This is a genomic window from Paraburkholderia sp. BL6665CI2N2 (assembly GCF_004366535.1).
In the GTDB taxonomy this organism is placed as follows: Bacteria; Pseudomonadota; Gammaproteobacteria; order Burkholderiales; family Burkholderiaceae; genus Paraburkholderia.
Genome location: NZ_SORC01000001.1, coordinates 8,272,617 through 8,291,502, shown reverse-complemented (window position 1 = coordinate 8,291,502; position 18,886 = coordinate 8,272,617). Strand labels below are relative to the sequence as shown.

At 59.3% G+C, this 18,886-nt stretch carries 13 protein-coding genes and 2 pseudogenes; 9 read left to right on the top strand and 6 right to left on the bottom strand.

All coding sequences use genetic code 11. From position 1 onward, the window contains the following. Position 1 precedes the first annotated feature (1 nt). Genes B0G81_RS37225 through yghU form a run of 3 tightly spaced genes read left to right on the top strand, consistent with a single transcriptional unit; the run spans position 2 to position 1,982 of the window. Positions 2-355, top strand: a complete 354-nt coding sequence (locus B0G81_RS37225) for a hypothetical protein (protein ID WP_134142801.1) — start codon at positions 2-4, stop codon at positions 353-355. A gap of 27 nt (positions 356-382) precedes the next feature. Beyond that, positions 383-1,087: a glutathione S-transferase N-terminal domain-containing protein gene (locus B0G81_RS37220; protein WP_134142799.1), complete on the top strand. Its 705-nt coding sequence runs from the start codon at positions 383-385 to the stop codon at positions 1,085-1,087. 28 nt (positions 1,088-1,115) lie between these two features. Then, positions 1,116-1,982, top strand: coding sequence for a glutathione-dependent disulfide-bond oxidoreductase (yghU, locus tag B0G81_RS37215; protein WP_134142796.1), 867 nt, complete (start codon positions 1,116-1,118; stop codon positions 1,980-1,982). A gap of 278 nt (positions 1,983-2,260) precedes the next feature. On the opposite strand, the gene B0G81_RS37210 is transcribed toward yghU, so the two are convergent. The 5 genes from B0G81_RS37210 to B0G81_RS37185 all read right to left on the bottom strand — a co-directional run bounded on the left by B0G81_RS37210 (position 2,261) and on the right by B0G81_RS37185 (position 7,576). Next, positions 2,261-2,647 (bottom strand): MOSC N-terminal beta barrel domain-containing protein, encoded by a 387-nt coding sequence (locus B0G81_RS37210; RefSeq protein ID WP_166679116.1) that lies wholly within the window; start codon positions 2,645-2,647, stop codon positions 2,261-2,263. Between the two features lie 294 nt (positions 2,648-2,941). Then, entirely contained in the window at positions 2,942-3,931 is a 990-nt protein-coding gene (locus B0G81_RS44195; protein ID WP_208328587.1) for a hypothetical protein, read from the bottom strand. A gap of 1,073 nt (positions 3,932-5,004) precedes the next feature. Beyond that, positions 5,005-5,223 (bottom strand): MOSC domain-containing protein, encoded by a 219-nt coding sequence (locus B0G81_RS37200; protein WP_219907345.1) that lies wholly within the window; start codon positions 5,221-5,223, stop codon positions 5,005-5,007. A gap of 164 nt (positions 5,224-5,387) precedes the next feature. Next, on the bottom strand, positions 5,388-6,275 hold the full coding sequence (locus tag B0G81_RS37190) for an amidohydrolase family protein (protein ID WP_134142792.1): 888 nt from the start codon (positions 6,273-6,275) through the stop codon (positions 5,388-5,390). Next, complete coding sequence (locus B0G81_RS37185) at positions 6,272-7,576, bottom strand: MFS transporter (RefSeq protein WP_134142789.1); 1,305 nt, start codon at positions 7,574-7,576, stop codon at positions 6,272-6,274. The genes B0G81_RS37190 and B0G81_RS37185 overlap by 4 nt, the downstream gene beginning before the upstream one ends. 143 nt (positions 7,577-7,719) lie before the next feature. Here B0G81_RS37185 and B0G81_RS37180 point away from each other — a divergent pair, with 143 nt between their 5' ends. The 5 genes and pseudogenes from B0G81_RS37180 to B0G81_RS44915 form a co-directional block, all read left to right on the top strand. Then, positions 7,720-8,463, top strand: coding sequence for a GntR family transcriptional regulator (locus B0G81_RS37180; protein WP_134142784.1), 744 nt, complete (start codon positions 7,720-7,722; stop codon positions 8,461-8,463). A 305-nt stretch (positions 8,464-8,768) separates the two neighbouring features. Next, a complete protein-coding gene (locus tag B0G81_RS37175) occupies positions 8,769-10,076 on the top strand; it encodes an MFS transporter (RefSeq protein WP_134142782.1) in 1,308 nt (435 codons plus the stop codon). A 152-nt stretch (positions 10,077-10,228) separates the two neighbouring features. After that, positions 10,229-10,306: pseudogene (locus B0G81_RS44920) on the top strand (integrase); the annotation flags it as partial. A gap of 556 nt (positions 10,307-10,862) precedes the next feature. Continuing rightward, complete coding sequence (locus B0G81_RS37165) at positions 10,863-12,272, top strand: adenylate/guanylate cyclase domain-containing protein (protein WP_243856730.1); 1,410 nt, start codon at positions 10,863-10,865, stop codon at positions 12,270-12,272. Between the two features lie 269 nt (positions 12,273-12,541). Beyond that, positions 12,542-12,873 (top strand): annotated as a pseudogene (locus tag B0G81_RS44915) (integrase); the annotation flags it as partial. A 182-nt stretch (positions 12,874-13,055) separates the two neighbouring features. On the opposite strand, the gene B0G81_RS37160 reads toward B0G81_RS44915, so the two are convergent. Then, on the bottom strand, positions 13,056-15,323 hold the full coding sequence (locus B0G81_RS37160; RefSeq protein WP_279590526.1) for a SulP family inorganic anion transporter: 2,268 nt from the start codon (positions 15,321-15,323) through the stop codon (positions 13,056-13,058). Positions 15,324-15,512: 189 nt separating this feature from the next. On the opposite strand from B0G81_RS37160, the gene B0G81_RS37155 reads away from it, so the two are divergent. Then, positions 15,513-18,794, top strand: a complete 3,282-nt coding sequence (locus B0G81_RS37155) for an adenylate/guanylate cyclase domain-containing protein (RefSeq protein WP_134142773.1) — start codon at positions 15,513-15,515, stop codon at positions 18,792-18,794. Positions 18,795-18,886 lie beyond the last annotated feature (92 nt).

The following is an 18,886-nucleotide window of genomic DNA, read 5'->3' as shown; positions in this document are numbered from 1 at the left end:
GATGGCAAGCGAAAAGCTACCGGTCGCGGCGGCCGTTGAGGCCGAGCGGGCGAGGCGACGCGCCTCGTGCGCGCGCATGGCGGGGTTTGCCTGGGCAGCGCTGACGGTGATGATCTTCTCGGGCTGGTTCGTCGTGACGCGGTTTGGTGTCACCCGTGAGCTTCGCATCTGGGACATCGCCGCTGCGACCGCCGTCATTGCGCTGCTTCCTGCTGCTGCCTCGCTCCTCGCCATACCTTTCCTCGGCGAAACGCCGTCGCCGGCCGAAGGGATGTCGATCGTCATCATCGTTCTCGGCGTGCTGCTCGCTTCCAGGCCCGCGCCGGCGCGCCGTGCATCGACCAACCGTGTATGAACCATTCTTAACCCGGAGGGCACTGCCATGATCCGTTTTTACTTCCACCCCACGCCAAACCCGGCCAAGGTCGCGCTCCTCCTTGAAGAGACGGGCCTTCCTTACGAGGCGATCCCCGTCGATACCAGCAAGGGCGAACAGCACACACCGCAATTCCGTGCGATCAACCCCAACGGCAAGGTGCCCGCCATTGTCGACACGGAAGGGCCGGGAGGCGAGGAAGCGCGCGTCTTCGACTCCACGGCGATCCTGCTCTATCTGGCGGAGAAAACCGGCAAGCTGCTCGGTTCTCCGCAGGACAGGCCTGAGCTGCTTTCGTGGCTCCTGTTCCTCGCCTCCGGTCTCGGCCCGTTCTCGGGCCAAGCCGTGCACTTCCAGTTCGCCGCGCCCGAAGGACTCGACTATGCCGTGAACCGCTATCGACGGGAGGCCGAGCGTCACTACCACGTTCTGAACGACCATCTGGAAGGGCGGACGCATATCGTCGGCGACACCTATACGATCGCGGATATCTCGGCTTGGGGATGGCTCGATCGTGCCTCGCGCGTGCTCAAAGGGGCCGACGATCCGCTGGCGGCGTTTCCGAATCTCAAGCGCCTGTTCGAAACGGTCGATGCACGTCCCGCGGCTGCTAGTGCCAGAGCCGTCGGCAAGGACCACGTGTTCAAGAAGGTCAACGACGAGGAGACCCGACGTGCGCTCTTCCCGTCCAACTATCCCCCGGCTGCGTGAGCCGGCACTGAGACTTACGGAGAGCCCCATGGCTGATTTACTCGACTATATTCCGCCGAAGGTCTGGACCTGGAACAAACCCAGTGGCGGCACCTTTGCCAACATCAACCGGCCGGTCGCGGGGCCGACGCACGAGAAGGCGCTTCCGGTCGGGCGGCACCCGCTGCAGCTTTATTCGCTGGGCACGCCCAATGGCGTGAAGGTAACGATCCTGCTGGAGGAACTGCTCGCGGCCGGCTATTCCGGCGCCGAGTACGACGCATGGCTGATCAGGATCGGCGAGGGCGAACAGTTCGGCAGCGGCTTCGTGGACATCAATCCGAACTCGAAGATCCCCGCGCTGCTGGATCGCAGTGGGTCGAAGCCGGTCCGCGTGTTTGAATCGGGCTCGATCCTGCTCTATCTGGCCGAGAAGTTCGGGGCGTTTCTTCCGGCAGACGTCGAGACCCATACCGAGACGCTGAACTGGCTGTTCTGGCAAATGGGCAGCGCACCTTACCTGGGCGGCGGCTTCGGGCATTTCTACGCTTATGCGCCAACGAAGATCGAGTACGCGATCGACCGTTTCGCGATGGAGGTGAAGCGCCAGCTCGACGTGCTGGACCGGCGCCTCGCCGGCAACGAGTATCTCGCCGGTGACGCTTACACCATTGCCGACATGGCGGTGTTTCCGTGGTATGGCGGCCTTGTCAAAGGCTGGCAATATGGGGCAGCGGAATTCCTGTCCGTGCAGGACTATACGAATGTTCAACGCTGGGCCGACATGCTCCTCGCGCGGCCAGCCGTGAGACGCGGCCGTATGGTCAACAGGACAGGCGGCGAGCTGTCCGGACAGCTTCGCGAGCGGCACGACGCGAGCGATTTCGAGACTGCGACGCAGGACAAGGACGGATGACTGCGGCTATATCGATTATCCGGCGTGGGCCGAGAGCTGCAAAAAATGAATAACGTCAAAATCTTCTTTACGCAGATTCTTATGAGCGCCGTCATCTTTGGCATCGTTGCCCCAGGTACGTTTGGCCGGCGCTGACTAAACTCTCTCGCAATCCCGCCCTGATTCTTCTTCTCTTTGTACAGTCCCCCGCTATGCGGGCATGACCTTCCTGGTCTCAGATAGGGTCGATCCGAAGCTGCCCAGGAGAGGACTCGAATGAAGCGCATGAGTTATTGAATTTAAGCTAGTTTCAATCGGGTCAACTTGTGAGTATTCGCATACGTATACGCAAACGAAGCGGATCGAGTTGGCTCAGCCCGGTAGGAGTCCACTTCTATGTGCCAAAGCTGCGTTTCGACGGGGACGGCCTTCAGTCGCTTCGCCCAGATAGCCGCCATGAAATCCTCGATCGCCTCGCGGCCCGCAGCACTCGTCGTCGTCGCCTCGAGCACAAGCTCACCGCGATAACGAACGGTTAGCGTGCCGGTCTCTGGATCCAGCCGCGTCGCCAGCGCGAATGCGCGTTCGAAGGACAGTCCTTGCCGGTGGCTGACGGCCATTTCCGTCAAGGGCTCGGGAGAGAGACCCTTGATTGGATGGCGGTAGAGATTGATAATTTTCGCCATTATTCCCGCAGTGCTTAACATAGCGCGGGAAGGGGCCGACTCCCGCCGAGCGTCGTCGGACAGAATTCGGCCATCTACGGCCACCTGCCCACGCAACTAAACGGACATTCGAACGTCGACTTCCCCGTTGATAAAGGCAAACAAGTGCTGCTTCCACCCGAAAATTCGTCGACGAAGAGGTGGTCCGCTTCCGCAACGGAATCGACCGATCTTCAGATCGACAGGGTGGAAGCGTTCGACCGGATGTATGAAGCGGTTTCTACGAGCGCTGTTTCTACCCCGGTCTTCCAGTCATTATGATTTTCGACCAGATTCACTTCGTTGAAACTTCTTTCCAGTATCCAAGGCTTTGCTCATTCCGTAAAAAATTTCGTAATGGGCTCCAATTTTAACGCCAGGCGAGATATTGGGGTATGTCCTGTCCTTAAAACACCAATGGAAAAACTTCTGGTTGTCGTCAGTTGTTTCGATATATGAAATGATGTTCAAGTCATATAGAAACTGTAGAAATTCCTCTGCGGACGACATGAATTTTGGTCGCGGCACCCCAGATGATTCGTTGTGTGCCGTAAGTGACTCATACGCCCTTAGATATTCTTCGTAATCAAATTTATTCCTGCCATCCAAAAACTGGAAAAACTTAAGGAAGCTTTCGTAATCTTGGCTGGAGTAATAAAATGACAACTGATCCTTCACCTCTCCCAGGAGATAGTCGGAATAATCTCGTCTAAAAGTAGCGTCGTTAAAATCATCCAATGAAAACGATCGACTCTGATCCTTGGATGCGGTGACAAATCTTTCGCGAAGCATCGTCAACATTGTAATGATATCACGGGGACGATATAAAGCGAATCGAAGAAAGCTTATGAATGAAGACGGCTTTTCAAATACCATCGTTCTATCGTTTTCACTTGGAGAATCCCACGGAAAATAGAAGTCCCACGCGTCTCCTTTCTTTAAAGCAGTAGAATTTTTTTGCTGGTGGGCCAACACTTGATCCGCTACAGCAAACAAGTCGCTAGTGCGATGGTCGCGATACGTCGTGGACCAGTTTAAAAGTACGGCGTTGTCTCTTATTTTAGTATTTTGGTTTTGCAGTCCCAACGAGCCAAAGATGTCGGGGCGCACTAGAAGAACAGCTCGGAGTCGACCAGGAGAATCACGGATTGATGGGAAGAAATCGTTATTGATTTCCCAAACGGCGTTCGCAAGTCCTTTAATACATTCTATGTAATCGTTGTACGGAATTGATGCCGGGCGGATGTCGATCCCGTCAATAAACAAAATGTGGCTTCGCTGAAGCTTGAGCGAACTTAACGCTGTCTCAAAGTTTTTTTGAATATAAAGAAGATTTGTCTGAAATCTTGATTCACTGAACGTACTGAATTCTTTTCTTCCCCAGAGGCTTTTGCGAATTTACTCAGCAACTCTGCGGCGATCTTTGACTCTCTTACGAATTGGAGTGCATGCTGAATCTCGGGTGTGAAAGCATGGACATAATATTCTTGAATTGCGTCGTGGAGCGCCTGAAATTTGGTAAAGCGCCTAAAAAACCCCGATCCACCTTCGTTCTCATATATCTCCTGAGAGAGCAGCAAATATATGATTACCTTCCAAATCGATGAATAATCGGAAAGGTCTAACTGTTTTTCGTTTTTTAACGTAATAAATTTTTGGTACTCTGTCTCCCGAATGTATCTGAGAGAGGAAATATTATTGTTATGTGAATTATTAACCATGAAAACAGAATAAGCCGTTTTCCCCATGCCTTTGTCGCCAATCAAAAACGTGGTCGAGGGCCTGCAAAGTTGATTGAGATAGTCGTTTTGGATAAATATTTCGTTAAATAGATTTTTATTTTCTCTTCGCTTGTAATTTTCCGCGTCGCTATAACCAATTGTCAGTTAGTTGATTTTCTTCATCATATTTCCCCGAGGAACGTTTTCGTCGTATTCAGTCGTGGCGATCCAAACCACGATAAGCTACCACGCCGGCAATATCGGAAAGCCGATTAGTACGCTTTTGCTAATCATACACGGCGACACGACGACGTGAGAAGCTCAGAACTCGTTCTGATCAGTTGACGCGAAGGGTTCACCGATGCCTTCAGCTTGGTGCGGTGTGGCTAGTTCGCGAGTGGGTAACTAGAAGGGCCCCCTGCCCATCCTGGCTGAACCAAGAGGCAGTGCTGCTGCCATCTCTTTCGATGGTCCGCCGATTTCCGGAAGCGGCCATTGAGCTGGCGGCAGTTCCAGTGACTGCTTCGGGTCGACAGCCGAGGTTCGCCGCCGTTGGCGGTGCGGCTTGCGATGATCTTCCGGGTTCGGCCAAACCGCGTCGGGTCCGACAAGGGGAAGTTAAATGCCCAGATCGGCATGGCCGAAATGCTGCATGATCGCTTTCGGCAGATTGGCATCGCGTGTGGCGGTCTCGGGGTTGACGTTGATGGCGACACAGCGCCGCGTCGGTAGGGCCCCGCGAAAGCGTACCCCGCCAATCTCGACTTCCCGACCGAGCCAGTTGAGCTCCGCCCAGGCAGGCACCCCGTCGAGATAGACGTTGGCGCGTGTTGCCAACACCGCCCTTGAAAACCGGCTTGATGAAAATCATGCCGTGCTTTTTCAGCATCGCTCGAATCTGTTCTTCGCTAGCGTCCGGACCCGGGATCTCGGGCGTCGGAAAGCCCACGACCTGCAGCAATCTGGCGCCGTGCAACCTACCGGTGACTAGCAGGATGACCTCAGGAAGTGAGCTGGGAAGTCAGTGTCGTCGGGACAATATCCCTCACGGGGTCTTTGTCGAACCCGTAAAACGAGCGCGGGGTTGAGCACAGGATTGCCTCGACAATCGCGGGCGCGAGAGGTAAGTCCAGCAACGCGGTAAGCGTTTGGCTGTAGTTCGTCGCATGTTCAAACTGCGTGTGTGGCCAGTCGCTACCCCACATCAGACGTTCGGCGCCAAATGCGTCTATGAGCTGGTCAGTGGCATCGCGCATGAACCTCGAGTCCTGCACCGAGCACCGATAGGCGCCCGAAATCTTGACCCACACGCGGCCAGATGGGCCAAACTCCAACAGGTCGTGAAACCCCGGGTCGCGTGTGCCGCTGTCCGGGTCAGGGCGGCCAAAATGGTCAACGACGACTGGCAAGCCCACATCCAGCAAAGTGTTGACGAGCGGCGCCAGGTCCGACGCCTCCCTGTGCAACTCAACATGCCAGCCTAGTTTTGATAACTGCTGCCAAAGCGTTAGATATGGCGCCGAGCCCAGCTTGGGGAGCGTCTTCCCGACAAGGTTCAGACGCACGCCCGTCACACCCTGGCAGTTCAGCCGCTGCAGGTCGTCTTCTGAAATTTCGGGCGACACGACTGCCACACCGCGCAGCCGGCTAATGTCGCTGGTCAGCGCCTTTAAAAGATGGCTGTTATCGGTGCCGAGAAAGCTGGGCTGGACAAGGACGGCATTGCCAATATCGTTCTCGTCCAGAAGCTTCAGGTAGGCGTCCAGCGTTGCGTCATAGTCGGGTGCGTAGCGCCGTCCGTCCGCCAGCGGCAGAGTCCGGGCAAACACGTGCGCGTGCGTGTCAACGCGCGGCAGCCGTGGCCGCGCGATGGAGGGTGCCTGGGTCATCGCTGGCTCCGCGGATGGTCAAGCGCTAATTCGGCGCCGGCGACCAGTTGCGAAGCCTGCTCGACGCCGGACGGCCGCAAGCGCTTGCCGCGCGTTTCGGGAAGCAGCAACACGGCAACCATCGCCAGCCCGTACGCAATTGCGGCATCGATGCCAATCGCTGCTCCCAGCGACATCGAATGACTCATGTACCCGACCAGCACCGGGAAACCCGCCGAGGCGATGCGACCGAAGTTGTAGCAAAAGCCGACGCCTGTCCCGCGCATGTCCGAAGGATATAACTCGTTAAAGAGTGCGCCCAGACTGGCCGGTATACCGGCAGCAAAGAAGCCTAGCGGGAAGCCCAGAACAAGCATTTCCGTGTTGCTCAAGGGAAGCATCACGTAGGCGAGCACAGTGACGATGCAAGAAAATGCAAAAAATGCGATGTTGCGACGCCGTCCGATACGGTCGAGCAGGTAAGCGCTCGCCATACAGCCGCACCAGAAAGCCGCGATAACAACCGCAAGATACCCACCAGTGTTAAGGACCGACAAATGTCTTTCCTTGGAGAGGAAGGTCGGCAGCCAGGTCATGATGGCGTAGTACCCGCCGTGTGCGCCTGTGCCCAGAATCGCCCCGATAACGGTGGTCTTGATGACGCGCGGCTGGAATACTTGCGCGATTTGCCCCCACACAGAAACCGCTGGTTCAGCGCGAGACGGCTCAATGCGCACAGGTTCGCGGAGATTGCGGCGGACGTAAAGGACGAGAAGCGCCGGCAGCAGGCCAACACCGAACATGACACGCCACGCCGTGTCCGACGGCAACCACGAAAAAGCTGCGGCATACAACAGCACTGCGCCGGCCCAGCCGACAGCCCAGGCGCTCTGTACCGCGCCCATGGCCTTGCCGCGGTGTTCGGTCCGGATGGTCTCAGCCATCAACACGGCGCCTGCAGCCCACTCTCCGCCGAACCCGAACCCTTGCAGGGCCTTCAGGACCAGTAGTTGAGGAAAACTCTGGGCGAAGGCGCAGAGGAACGTGAAGCTGGCAAACCAGAGAATCGTAATTTGCAGCGTCCGGACACGACCAATCCTGTCGGACAGGGCGCCTGCCAACCAGCCGCCCATCGCCGACGACACCAACGTCACGCCACTGATTGCGCCCGCCTGCGTGTGGTCGATGCCATACGCTGCAATGATTGCGGGGATTGCCAGGGTGAACATCTGCACATCGAGAGCATCGAGGCCCCAACCCGCGAAACATCCCCAGAAGGTGCTGCGTTCGAGAGGGGTGCCTTTCTTGTACCAGGTGAACATCGCCGTCTCCACGGTAAATTCATATATTCATGTATATGACTGTATGTTTAGTTTAGGCGCATCGACGAAGAAGTCATTGGGGATTTACCCTTGTCCCTGCAGATGTTGTACAGTGACTATTCCTGTGAACAACTATATGAATCATGGATATGCAGTCGTTCTCGGCCAAGCCAGACGGTCGATTGCCGCGCTACCAGCAGCTACGCGATGACCTGGTGCGCCGCATCGCGGAGGGCGAGTGGGCGCCAGAAAAGGCAATCGACACAGAGGCGGAACTCAGCCTGTTTTATAACGTGTCGACCGGCACACTTCGGAAAGCCATTGATTTGTTGGTAGCCGACGGAGTGCTCACCCGCACCCAGGGAAAGGGGACGTTTGTGCGGCGCCCGCGCTTTGATTCGTCGTTGTTCCGCTTCTTCCGATTCAAGTCAGCTGACGGGAGGCCGGTCCGACCGACGGCGAAGGTGCTCAGCCGCGACGTCGTCAAGCCAAACGAGACGATTCGCTCAACCTTGCGGATGAAGGCGACGGAGAAGGCTGTTCATCTCTCACGGGTACGACTGATTGACGGACAACCCGTTTTGTCGGAAGAAATATGGCTACCTCGAAGCCGTTTCGAAGCGCTGGCGACGCTGCCCCTTGGTAGCTTCGAGGATTTGCTTTATCCGCTTTACGAGCGGCTTTGCCGCCAAATCGTCGCATCCGCAACCGAGATCCTGAACGTCGAACAGGCGACGGACGCTGATGCAGCGCTCTTGCATATCGACGTTGGCAGCCCGGTAATCCTTGTGCACCGTGTGGCATCCGATTTCGCCGGGACGCCTATTGAATGGCGCACCACGCGTGGTGCTGCTGCAGCGTTCCAGTATCAGGTCGATATTCGCTGACAACGCGACTCCCTCGCCGCGTTCAATGCCGTCAATGGGACCGACAACGCGAACTGACTCTCTGTCGCCAGGCAAGTCGCATTTTCCCGCGACTTTCAGGCTCTACACCTCGTTCGCCGAATACATCACCCGTCGCCAGCTGCGGCCGCAGTTCGCTTGCGTGCGCTCGTCCGGGTTATACCTCATTGCAGTCGGGCCTCAAACATACAAACATATATATGACTATATCAATTTGCCTGTTTTCGTCAGACTGACGGTTTTCGAAACGCCAGTCGAGCGGCAGCGGGCATGGAACCGGAACGAACATGTCTACGTCCGTAACACGTGAGCAGCAGGTAATGAAGAAAATGGCATGGCGGCTGATGCCGCTGCTGATCGTCATGTTTCTCATCGCATTCATCGACCGGCAGAACGTCGGCTTCGCGAAACTGGAAATGGTTCAGGCACTCGGCATGACGGAAGCCGCGTATGGCCTTGGAGCGTCGCTGTTTTTCATTGGCTACCTCCTGTTTGAGGTGCCCAGCACACTGGCGCTTCATCGTTTTGGGGCCCGGACGTGGCTCGCTCGCATCATGATTACGTGGGGCGTCGTTACGGTGTTAATGGCGTTCACACGGTCCCTGCCAGTTTTTTATTCGTTCCGGTTTGCACTTGGCGTTGCTGAAGCGGGGTTCTATCCAGGCGTCATTTACTACTTGACGCAGTGGTTTCCTCAAAGCTACCGGACACGTGTGCTTGGCCTTTTTACCCTTGGTAGTTCGCTGGCAAACATGCTTGGCGCGCTGGTCGGAGGGCTGCTCCTTTCCTTGGGCGGAACACTGGGACTGGCGGGGTGGCAATGGGTCTTCCTTGCCACCGGTCTTCCCGCAATACTGATTGCCTTCGTAGCGCTTAAATATCTGCCGAGCTCCGTCAAGGAAGCGAACTTCCTTTCTCAGGATGAGAAGGACATTGTGGTCGCAGCGCTTGTGCGCGAAGCGTCCCCGGAAGCAAAAGAGTCCCGGCCATGGGCGGCATTGCTTGACCCGAAGGTTCTCATGTTCGCAGCAACCTACATGCTCATGTCGACGTCGCTGTACGGTGTTACGTACTGGTTGCCTACGCTGGTCAAGAGCTGGGGCGTTTCGTCGAGCGTCAACGGCCTGCTCAACATGATTCCGTGGGCACTCGCGACACTTCTTCTCCTTTGGCTTCCCGGGAAGCTCAAACGTGAACAGGTGGTGTTAAAAGCAATGGTCGTGGTCGCAGGCATCGGCGTTGTATGTTTTGCCTCCAGCCTCGTATTGCCGACGGTCTCGTTGCGCTTCATCGCCCTGTGTGTGGGTGGCGCCTGTATTCCTCTGCTGTACCCTTGTTTCTGGTCGCTTCCCCCGCGCTTCTTTTCCGGCGCTCGAGCCGCGGCAAGTGTCGCCGCCATCAACTGCATCGGCAATCTCGGCGGGTTTTTCGCACAGAACCTGATGCCGTACGTCGGCAAAGTTAGTCATAGCCATGTCGCACCAATGCTTGTTCCGACTGCATGCCTGTTAGCTCTCGCAATCGGGACCGCGATTGCGTGGACAGTCGGTGGGCATCGCAAGGCGGCGCTTGCATCGTCGACGGTTCCGCTTTGACGAGAGCGCTGACACGCCTGAGCTCTTTGCACAGATGCAACGTACACTTATTCGAGCCGCACTTTTCGACTGGTTGCAGGCCGAGTGCGGTTCAACATCGCGAACGGTTAAAGCCAACCGGGCTGGCTGGCGGCAGTTCCGTAGCAAGGCTCAAATTTGAAAGCACAGTGCGGTACCTTGGCATCGAGGTCGACGATGCGCTCGAGATGGCAGAGCAGACTGAAGTTTGAACCGAGGTACCTCCGGACGGTGGTCTGCATCGGGCGCTGTCCAGCCAACGTCTGCCGCTCACAGTGCACTCAAAGTGGTCATTCGAGCGACCGGTTCGCGCCCCAACTCGCCGGATAGCTGACTCCACTCCGCTACGTCAGTTTGATGTGCAGCGCGGCCGCCTTGTTTTTGTCCCTCGATACCCTTGGATGGTAGCCGGCCTAACAGGGCACGCTGCCGGGGTTCCGCAAATGGCCTGACGAATATTGTCAATCAAAAGCCAAGTGCAAGCATGTAGATTGCGATGCGTCAGTTGGCGGTATACTCGCAAAAGCCGTCCAAGGGATCGACTTCAGGTAGAGATGCCAGGAACAGGTGGCCGATCATGAACTGAATTCGTCGCTGTTCGCGCTATACCGATTCGCGCAGGAAGTAGGCAAGGTGAAGGGATGCAGGAGAAGTAACGCTCTGGGAGTACCCCGGAAATCAGGCGACGGACACGGAGATCGTGTCTGACTGTTTGCCGCTGACTCGGCCACGACGATGCACATTGACGATCAGTTTCTCGAGCGCAAAATGATCGAGATCGAGCAGGCGAGGTCATGGAGTCCGCGTGTCATTTCCAAGCTCGAGACTCTGATCAGGAGCGGCGACGATCTGTCCGTTTACCGGGTCAACCCGCTGGCGTTTGCGCGTGATCGCGGCATAGGCGAGGCTGAATGCATCGACCTCTTTCTTCATGCGGCGCGATACGGACTGTTCGGAATGAACTGGAACGTTCTTTGTCCGCAGTCAGGAATGGTCCTCAATAGCTTCGGATCGTTGCGCACGCTCAAGACCCACTATGTCTGTGGACTATGCGACGTTACGGGCGAAACCGACCTGGACGATTTCATCGAAGTCACATTTTCTATATCTCCCGAACTCCGGAGGCTGACCTTCCACGATCCCGAGTCGCTTTCCGTGGATGATTTCCATTGGAAGCTACGATTTAACGGTGACGGTCGTTTCGCCGGCCAACAAGTTCGGTTTCTCGACTTTTTACGGGGTCTGGTGCGCGGCCTGACGTTTCTGCCGCCAGGCTCGACGACGACTCTGCAGGCGGACCTTGGCCCCGGTGCCTTGTCGGGCGTGAATGTCGAAACACAGGCCGCTTTCGTGGTTACGATTGCCGGCGAACCGGTCACGTCGCCGACGTTGTTGCAGGTGGGATATGACGGGCAACGGTTTGCCCCGGCGCTCTCCGTTGTGCCGCCCGGCCCTGTAGTCGTTGAGGTGAGGAATACGGGAAGCAAGCGCGGGTCCCTGCTCCTGATCAATTGGCCTCCTGAGGTCGTCGCCCAAGTCATCAAGCCGCCGCTCGAGTTCGAACCGTATCTCTCCGGGGGGACGCTAGTGGCGCGACAAACCTTCCGGCGCCTGTTCCGCTCGGAACGCGTCGACGAGAAGGAGGGGCTCGGGATTCGGCAAGTGACATTTGTTTTCACCGATCTCAAGGGTTCGACAGCCATGTACGAACGCCTCGGCGATCTGAATGCGTACGGGCTAGTCAGACAGCATTTCGCATTGCTCGAGATGGTCGCACAACGGTATTCCGGCGCGATCGTAAAGACGATTGGGGATGCTGTGATGGTCGTCTTCTGTCGACCAACGGACGCTGTTTCCGCGTCGTTAAGGATTGTCGATGAAATCGGACGCTTCAATCGCGAGCGTGGAGAACCGGCGATCATTCTGAAGATCGGGGCGCATTGCGGGCCATCGTTAGCAGTGACGCTGAACGACAATCTCGATTATTTCGGCCAGACCGTCAACGTCGCCGCGCGCGTGCAGTCTCTCGCTGAGGCCGGAGAGATTTGCATCTCGGAAGCGCTCTATAGCTCACCTGGCGTCCGTGACCTCCTTGCTGGCCGCACTGTCGTCGAATTCGAAACTCCACTTCGCGGCGTCCAAGGCAGGGCAAGCGCATATCGCATCGCGTCCGGGTGATGACAATCACCGCATTGGTCTCGCCACTGAGTTGGAAGACGGGAAGAACGTCATTGAGTCGAGCAACTGTGCGTGAAGTCGCGAAATGGTCCCAAGGGATTGAATACGTGTAGAGCACAATCTGCCGGCTTGGCGCATAGCCATCGGCCGTGTGGCCGCGCGGATGGGCTGCTGTAATGTGAAGGCTTCGCCGAGGTGGAACTGATTCAGGCGGCGGCAGTGGGCCGAAGAGGGGCGGCTTCAAAGCGCACAACGATCTCCCCTTCGATATGGAAACGCTTATTTCTTCCAGCGGCCGGCGGGTGCAGTTGGGCCATAGAACAAGGGCAGGTTGACCGGCCAGAAGCCGCCATTGGAGCTCCGCGAAATCTGGGCGATTCGGACGGGACTTCAGATGTCGTCCAATGTTCGTGAGTTGGCACTGTTCAGCCTGGCGGTTGATAGCTAGCTTCGCACGTGCGACCTGACGCGGCTGCAAGTGCAGGACATCTGCATAGGGGGCCACGTGGTCTCGCGTGCGACGTCCATGCAGCAGAAAACTCAACGGCGGGTGCAGTTCGAAATTACGGAGCAGACTCGGTGGAGTATCGCGGGGTGGATTTTGCGCGAGGACTGAAAAAACCCGCCGACCATCACCTTTCGAGCCGGTGCATGCCTTACGGCAGCAAGATGAAAAAGCACGATCCGATGGGCATCGATCATCCCGCATCGGGCGATGTCGCAGTATGCGGGCGTGGGTGGCGAGGCCGCGCACGCGGCGGCAGGCCTCGTTTCATGCGTCGATCACCAGGCAGCGCGCAGTGCTTCATCGGCGACTGCGAGTCGCGACGCGATCGTCTTGATCAGAAAGCGGTGAAACTGCTGCGCGGTGACCGGGTCATCGCGTTCGAGCGTGAGAAGCGCGGGCACCGACAGACGGTGAACGCGTGTCGGCGCTTCGGCGATCACGTCGGCGCTTCGCGCCGTCTGGGTGTACACGGCCATTTCGCCGACGATCGTGCCCGGACCGAACGAGCGCAGCCGCACCGGCCGGCCATCGAGCAGCGGCAACGAAACGGCGACGCGTCCGCGCTCGACGATATAAATCGCATCGCCCGGCTCGCCGCACGAGAACAGCGGCTGCCCGGCATCGAGATCGCATGCTTCGAGACATGCACACAACTTCTCCAGCGCGCACGGCGTGAAGTGCGGCGCGAGCGTCGCATAAAAATCGTGCTCGCCGGAGCGATCCGTGTCTGCGTCGGATGCGAGCAGTTGATCTTCGATCCATTCGAGACCGGCATCGAGCGTTGGGAACTCGCGTATCCGTAAGTGCAGCGTGCCTGTCTTCACGAGCAGATTGCGCGAGCGTACGGGCAACGCGGTCAGCACGAGATCCGCACCCGACGTTGCGCAGAGTTGCCGCAGCTTCACGAATGCAATCGATACCGATGCGTCCATGCCATTGGTCGACGCGAAATCGAGTACGACATAGCGCACGGGCAATGCGTCGAGTACTTCGAGGCGTTCGCGCACGCGTTGCAGGATCGAGTTGGCGGTGCCGAAGAACAGGAAGCCCTGCAGGCACACGCCGAATAGCTGCGCGCCGACTTCGCGCAGACGCGCGGCGTTTTCGATACTCCGCTCGACTGTCGAGGTACGCGTAGTAGCATCGAATTCCATTCGCACGCAACTGACGCGCCCATACAGCAGCGCGAACATCACGCACGCGGCGATCACGCCCGCAATCACACCCGCGACGACGCCATAAAACGCGACTACGGCGAGTATGCCCGGCACGAGCGCGTACTCATACCAGTTCAGCCGCGCATACGCGCCAACCAGCCATTGCAGCATCAGGCGCAATCCCATGAAGAGTTGCAGCCCGACCAGCACGGGCACGGGAAACAGCGCGACCAGATCCGGTGACGCAGCGAGCGCAACGAGGCATGCGATCGCTGCGAACACGCCCGCCATCCGGCTCGTCGCGCCGGCGCGCGCGTTGAGCATCGAGCGGTTGTACGACTGGTAGCCGACCATGCCGCCCAGCAATCCGCTCGCGATGTTTGCGAGTCCCGCCGCGCGCATTTCGCGGTTCAGGTCGATGTCTTCGCCCGTTACCGCGCCGATGGCCGTCGAGTTCATCAGGATCGTGATGGCCGATGCAGATGTCACGACGAGCGTCTCAGGCAGATGTGCGCCGATCGCGGCCCAGTCGATCACGCCGCGCGCGAGCGGCGCAGGGATATGGAGATCGGGGAATAATTGCAGTTTCACATGCGGCAGTAGCAGGCCCATATTGCGCGCATCGTCGATCGACAGTCCGGCGAGATGCAGCAGCAGATAGAACAGCGCGATTCCGCACAGGAGTACGATCGGCAGTGCGGCAATGTGCTGCCAGCCGCGCGTAAGCGCGGTTGTGAGCACGCCGATGAAGAGCGCGGGTGTCCATGCGAGCCAGTGCAGATGCGCTAGCAGCCCGAGGCTATGCCATTGAGGCGACGCGCCCGTCAGCACGCGAAACGCGCCCGCGAGCAGCAGATAACCCGTGCCAGCGAGAAATCCTCCGACCACGGGATACGGCAGGAACTGCAATGAACGGCTGCGCTTCGACGAACCGATTGAGAGCAGCACAATGCCCGTCAGCACCGAACACAGCGCGATCGATATCAGTACGGTCAGCAGAATGGTTGGTGACGAGCCGCCGTCGGCGCGTGCGCTGCTGGCGACGCCCGCCGCTACACCCGCGAGAAACGCCGTCGCGTTGCTGTCCGGCCCGGCAATATTCAGACGCATCGAACTGGTCAGCGCGATCACGAGCGCCGTGACGATACAACTGACGAGCGCTGTAGGCACGCCGAGTTGGGCATAGCGCGCGAGGTCCGCGCTGAAGACCAGCGTGCCCAGGCTCATTGCGTAGCAGAGCATGACGAGCGTCGAGACGGCGCCCGCCGCCAGGTCGCCGAGCAGGCCGGCGACGTTCGACGCGAATTCCGACGCAGACCCGGACGCAGACCCGGACGCAGACCCGGACGCAGACCCGGACGCAGAACCTGTGGCACCTTCCTTCACGGCGCTCTCCCGCAACGCGCGGCGCCGAGACATGCCAGCGCGCCGCGCGACCCAGTATCCGCCGTCGTCCTTGCGCGTGTCAAACGGCCGTCATACACCCGGCGGTGCGTGCAACGCCTACACTGAAACAGGCGAGCGCCGTTGTATTTCTTAAGCGCTCAACGGGAAACAGGTTCCGGCGGTGACGCGATGGACATCGAACTGTGGCTGCGCGAACTTGGGCTCGAGCAGTACATGCAGGTATTTGCCGACAACGACATCGATGGGGCGATGCTGCGCGAGCTCAGCGATGCGGACCTGAAGGAACTCGGCGTGCGTTCGCTAGGGCATCGCAAGCGGCTGCTGACGGCGATAGCGGAGAAACCGTCGTCCACGGTACAGGCTGCTGTCGACCAGCCTGTCGCGCGAGCGGACGAGCGCAGGCAAGTCGCAGTGCTCTTCGCCGACATCTGCGGCTATACGGATCTCAGCCGGGCACTCGATCCGGAAGAATTGCTCGTTGTGCTCGGCGGCTACTTCGAGCAGGTGGATGACATCGTCGTTCGACATGGCGGGCACATCGACAAGCATGTCGGCGATTGCGTCATGGCGGTGTTCGGCGCGCCGCGTTCGTACGGAAACGATCGGGAGCGCGCAGCGCGGGCCGCACTCGCGATCATCGACGCGATGCCGAATCTGTCTCGAACGCTGGTGCGCCCGCTCTCCAGTCACATCGGTATTGCGGTCGGCCAGGTCGTCGCAAGCGACACGGGCAGCGCGGCGCATCGCGAGTACACCGTGACGGGCGAAACAGTCAACCTCGCGTCGCGTCTGACCGACGCGGCCGGACCGGGCGAAATCCTGGTCTCGGAAACTTTGTGGCGCCCGCTGGCAGACCGCATCGCGTGCGAAGCCCGTGGCGCACTTGCCGTGAAAGGCTTCGCCGAGCCCGTTCCCGTGTGGCGTCTCACCGGCCTTCGACGTCCGTCTGCCAGTCGACCACTCTTTGGCCGTCGCGACGAACTGCGCCATTTTCGGGCGATCCTCGAATCATGCCGGGAGACGAGACGCGGCCGCGTCGTTCGTCTGCGGGGTGAGCCTGGTATCGGAAAGACGCGTCTGGTCGAGGAATTTCAGCGCGAGGCAAACGGGCTAGGCTTCGTGTGTCACACGGCGTTCGTGCTCGACTTCGGTTCTAGAGCCGGTCGCGACGCGATCCGATCACTTATGCGTGGGCTCCTGGCGTTCGACGACGCGAGCCATGAGGAAGCCGCCAAGTCCGCCATGACGCGAGCCATCGCCGACGGTTTGGCGGACGCCGGCGATGCGCTTTTCCTCAACGATCTGATCGAGGTGCCGCAGCCGCCCGAACACCGGGCGGTCTACGAAGCCATGAATAACGCGATGCGCGTTCGAGGCCGGCAGGACGTGATGGCGAGGCTCGTGCAACGCGCGAGCCGCGTGCAGCCTCGATTGCTCGTCGTTGAAGACATTCATTGGGCGGACCCATCGACGCTGCAGGACCTCGTCGAACTCAGCTTGGCAGCGGCGGATTGCGCGGCCGTGCTGATCCTGACAACGCGACCGCAGGGCGATCCGCTCGACTCGTCATCGGGCGCAGCGGCAAACGCGCCGTGCTCGCTATTCGATCTGGGCCCTTTGAACGACGGCGACTCCCGCCTGATGGCCGAGTCGTTTTCCTGTGCAACCGAGGTGGTGGCGCGCTGCATCAAGCGGGCCGCGGGTAATCCGCTCTTTCTCGAACAACTGCTCAGCAGCACAGATAAAACGGCAGAAACGGGCGTGCCAGGTTCGGTGCAAAGTTTGGTGCAAGCGCGGCTGGACGGACTCGATCCCGTCGACAAGACCGTCTTGCGTGCGGCGTCGGTGTTTGGCCAATTCTTCGAGCCGCAGGCCATCAGCCACATTCTCGAACGCACTGATGTGACGTTTGAGCCGATGGTGACGGCGCGCCTGCTGCGTCGGCAGGGCAGCGGACTCGTCTTCCATCACGCGCTCATTCGCGACGCCATCTATGATGGGCTGCTGAAGAGCCAACGCCGCGAGTTACATCGACGCGCCGCGCAGTGGTTTGCGCAGCGCGATACCGTACTGCGCGCTGAACATCTCGATCGGGCAGGCGACCGTGACGCGGCTCGTGCTTATTGCGACGCGGCGCGCTCGCAGGCGGCCAGCTATCGCCATGAATTTGCGCTTCAGCTTGTCGAACGCGGGCTGGCATTAGCGGATACCTGTGCCGACCGCGTCGCACTCGAATTGCTCCGCGGCAACATCCTGCATGACATCGGCGCCATGACGTCGGCACTCGGTGCGTTCGAAACAGCGCTCGCGGCGGCGACGACCGATGCTGAACGTTGTCACGCATGGATTGGACGCGCTACGGTGAAGCGGGTCATCGACGATCTCGACGGCGCTTGGACCGATCTCGACTGCGCGGCCGCAGTGGCCGCAGCCGAGCGGCTCTCGCGCGAACAGGCACGCATTCACTTTCTGCGCGGCAATCTCTGTTTTCCGCGCGGCGACAGCGACAGCTGCGTGCGAGAGCATGAACGCAGCCTTGCGCTCGCGCGCGAGGCGTGCGACTACGAACAGGAGGCGGCCGCGCTCGGCGGGCTTGGCGACGGTGAATACATGCGTGGACGGATGATCAGTGCGCATGACGCATTTAGCCTTTGCATCGAGCTGTGTCAGCGCCACGGCTTCGGACGAATAGAGGTCGCCAATCTGCCGATGCGCGCGATTACCACGTGGTTTGCCGGCAAGGCGAGCACCGGGCTCGACGCGGCCCTGGCAAGCGTGGCGGCGGCGGAAAAGGTCGGGCATCTGCGGGCGCTGGCCGTCTCTCATCACGCCGCGTGGCATTGCCTGCACGATCTCGCGCAGTGGGACCGCGCGTGGGAGCATGCCGGTTCGGCGCTGAACTGTGCGCGCGAACTGAAATCGAGGCGCTTTGAAGGCGAGGCGCTTGCGTTTCGCGCGGAACTGCATCGGGTCGCCGGGCGCCGGCGGGAGGCGCTCGACGATATCGCACAGGCGCTGGCGATCAGCCGCGAGACGGGCATGGCCTACCTCGGCGCGTCGTATCTGGGCACGCTCGCGCGCGCGACCGACGATGTCGCCATCGTCAAGCAGGCTATCGAGGAGGGCGAGGCTCTGCTTGCAGCCGGGGCGGTGAGCCACAATCACTATCTGTTTCGACGTGACGCGATCGAAGCCTGTCTCGAGCGCGGATGGTGGGACGCGGCTGCAGCACATGCTGCGGCCCTTGAGGCGTACGCCCGTCGCGAGCCGTCGCCGTTTTCCGCATTCGTCGTCGCACGGGCGCGCGCGCTACTCGCCTGCGGGCAGGGAAACCAGGTCGCGGCATTGCTCGACGAACTTCTGCGCCTGAAAAAAGAAGCGCGAAGGCTTGGAGCGCTGCACTCTCTTCCCGCAATAGACGATGCGCTGTCGCACTGTGGGTTCAGGTGACCAGGTACACGAGGTCAATCCCGCTCGCATTGAGTCGCGGGTGTTTCCGGAGGTGCTCATTTCCCGGTTGTTGGCGACAGTCGTTGCAGTGC

What these genes read in the sequence shown, in the direction of transcription:
- B0G81_RS37185 (WP_134142789.1), bottom strand. Translation starts at nt 7,576, where the DNA reads ATGTTCACCTGGTACAAGAAAGGCACCCCTCTCGAACGCAGCACCTTC.
- B0G81_RS37155 (WP_134142773.1), top strand. Translation starts at nt 15,513, where the DNA reads ATGGACATCGAACTGTGGCTGCGCGAACTTGGGCTCGAGCAGTACATG.
- B0G81_RS37220 (WP_134142799.1), top strand. Translation starts at nt 383, where the DNA reads ATGATCCGTTTTTACTTCCACCCCACGCCAAACCCGGCCAAGGTCGCG.
- B0G81_RS37175 (WP_134142782.1), top strand. Translation starts at nt 8,769, where the DNA reads ATGTCTACGTCCGTAACACGTGAGCAGCAGGTAATGAAGAAAATGGCA.
- B0G81_RS37190 (WP_134142792.1), bottom strand. Translation starts at nt 6,275, where the DNA reads ATGACCCAGGCACCCTCCATCGCGCGGCCACGGCTGCCGCGCGTTGAC.
- B0G81_RS37165 (WP_243856730.1), top strand. Translation starts at nt 10,863, where the DNA reads ATGATCGAGATCGAGCAGGCGAGGTCATGGAGTCCGCGTGTCATTTCC.
- B0G81_RS37210 (WP_166679116.1), bottom strand. Translation starts at nt 2,647, where the DNA reads ATGGCGAAAATTATCAATCTCTACCGCCATCCAATCAAGGGTCTCTCT.
- B0G81_RS37225 (WP_134142801.1), top strand. Translation starts at nt 2, where the DNA reads ATGGCAAGCGAAAAGCTACCGGTCGCGGCGGCCGTTGAGGCCGAGCGG.
- B0G81_RS37180 (WP_134142784.1), top strand. Translation starts at nt 7,720, where the DNA reads ATGGATATGCAGTCGTTCTCGGCCAAGCCAGACGGTCGATTGCCGCGC.
- yghU (WP_134142796.1), top strand. Translation starts at nt 1,116, where the DNA reads ATGGCTGATTTACTCGACTATATTCCGCCGAAGGTCTGGACCTGGAAC.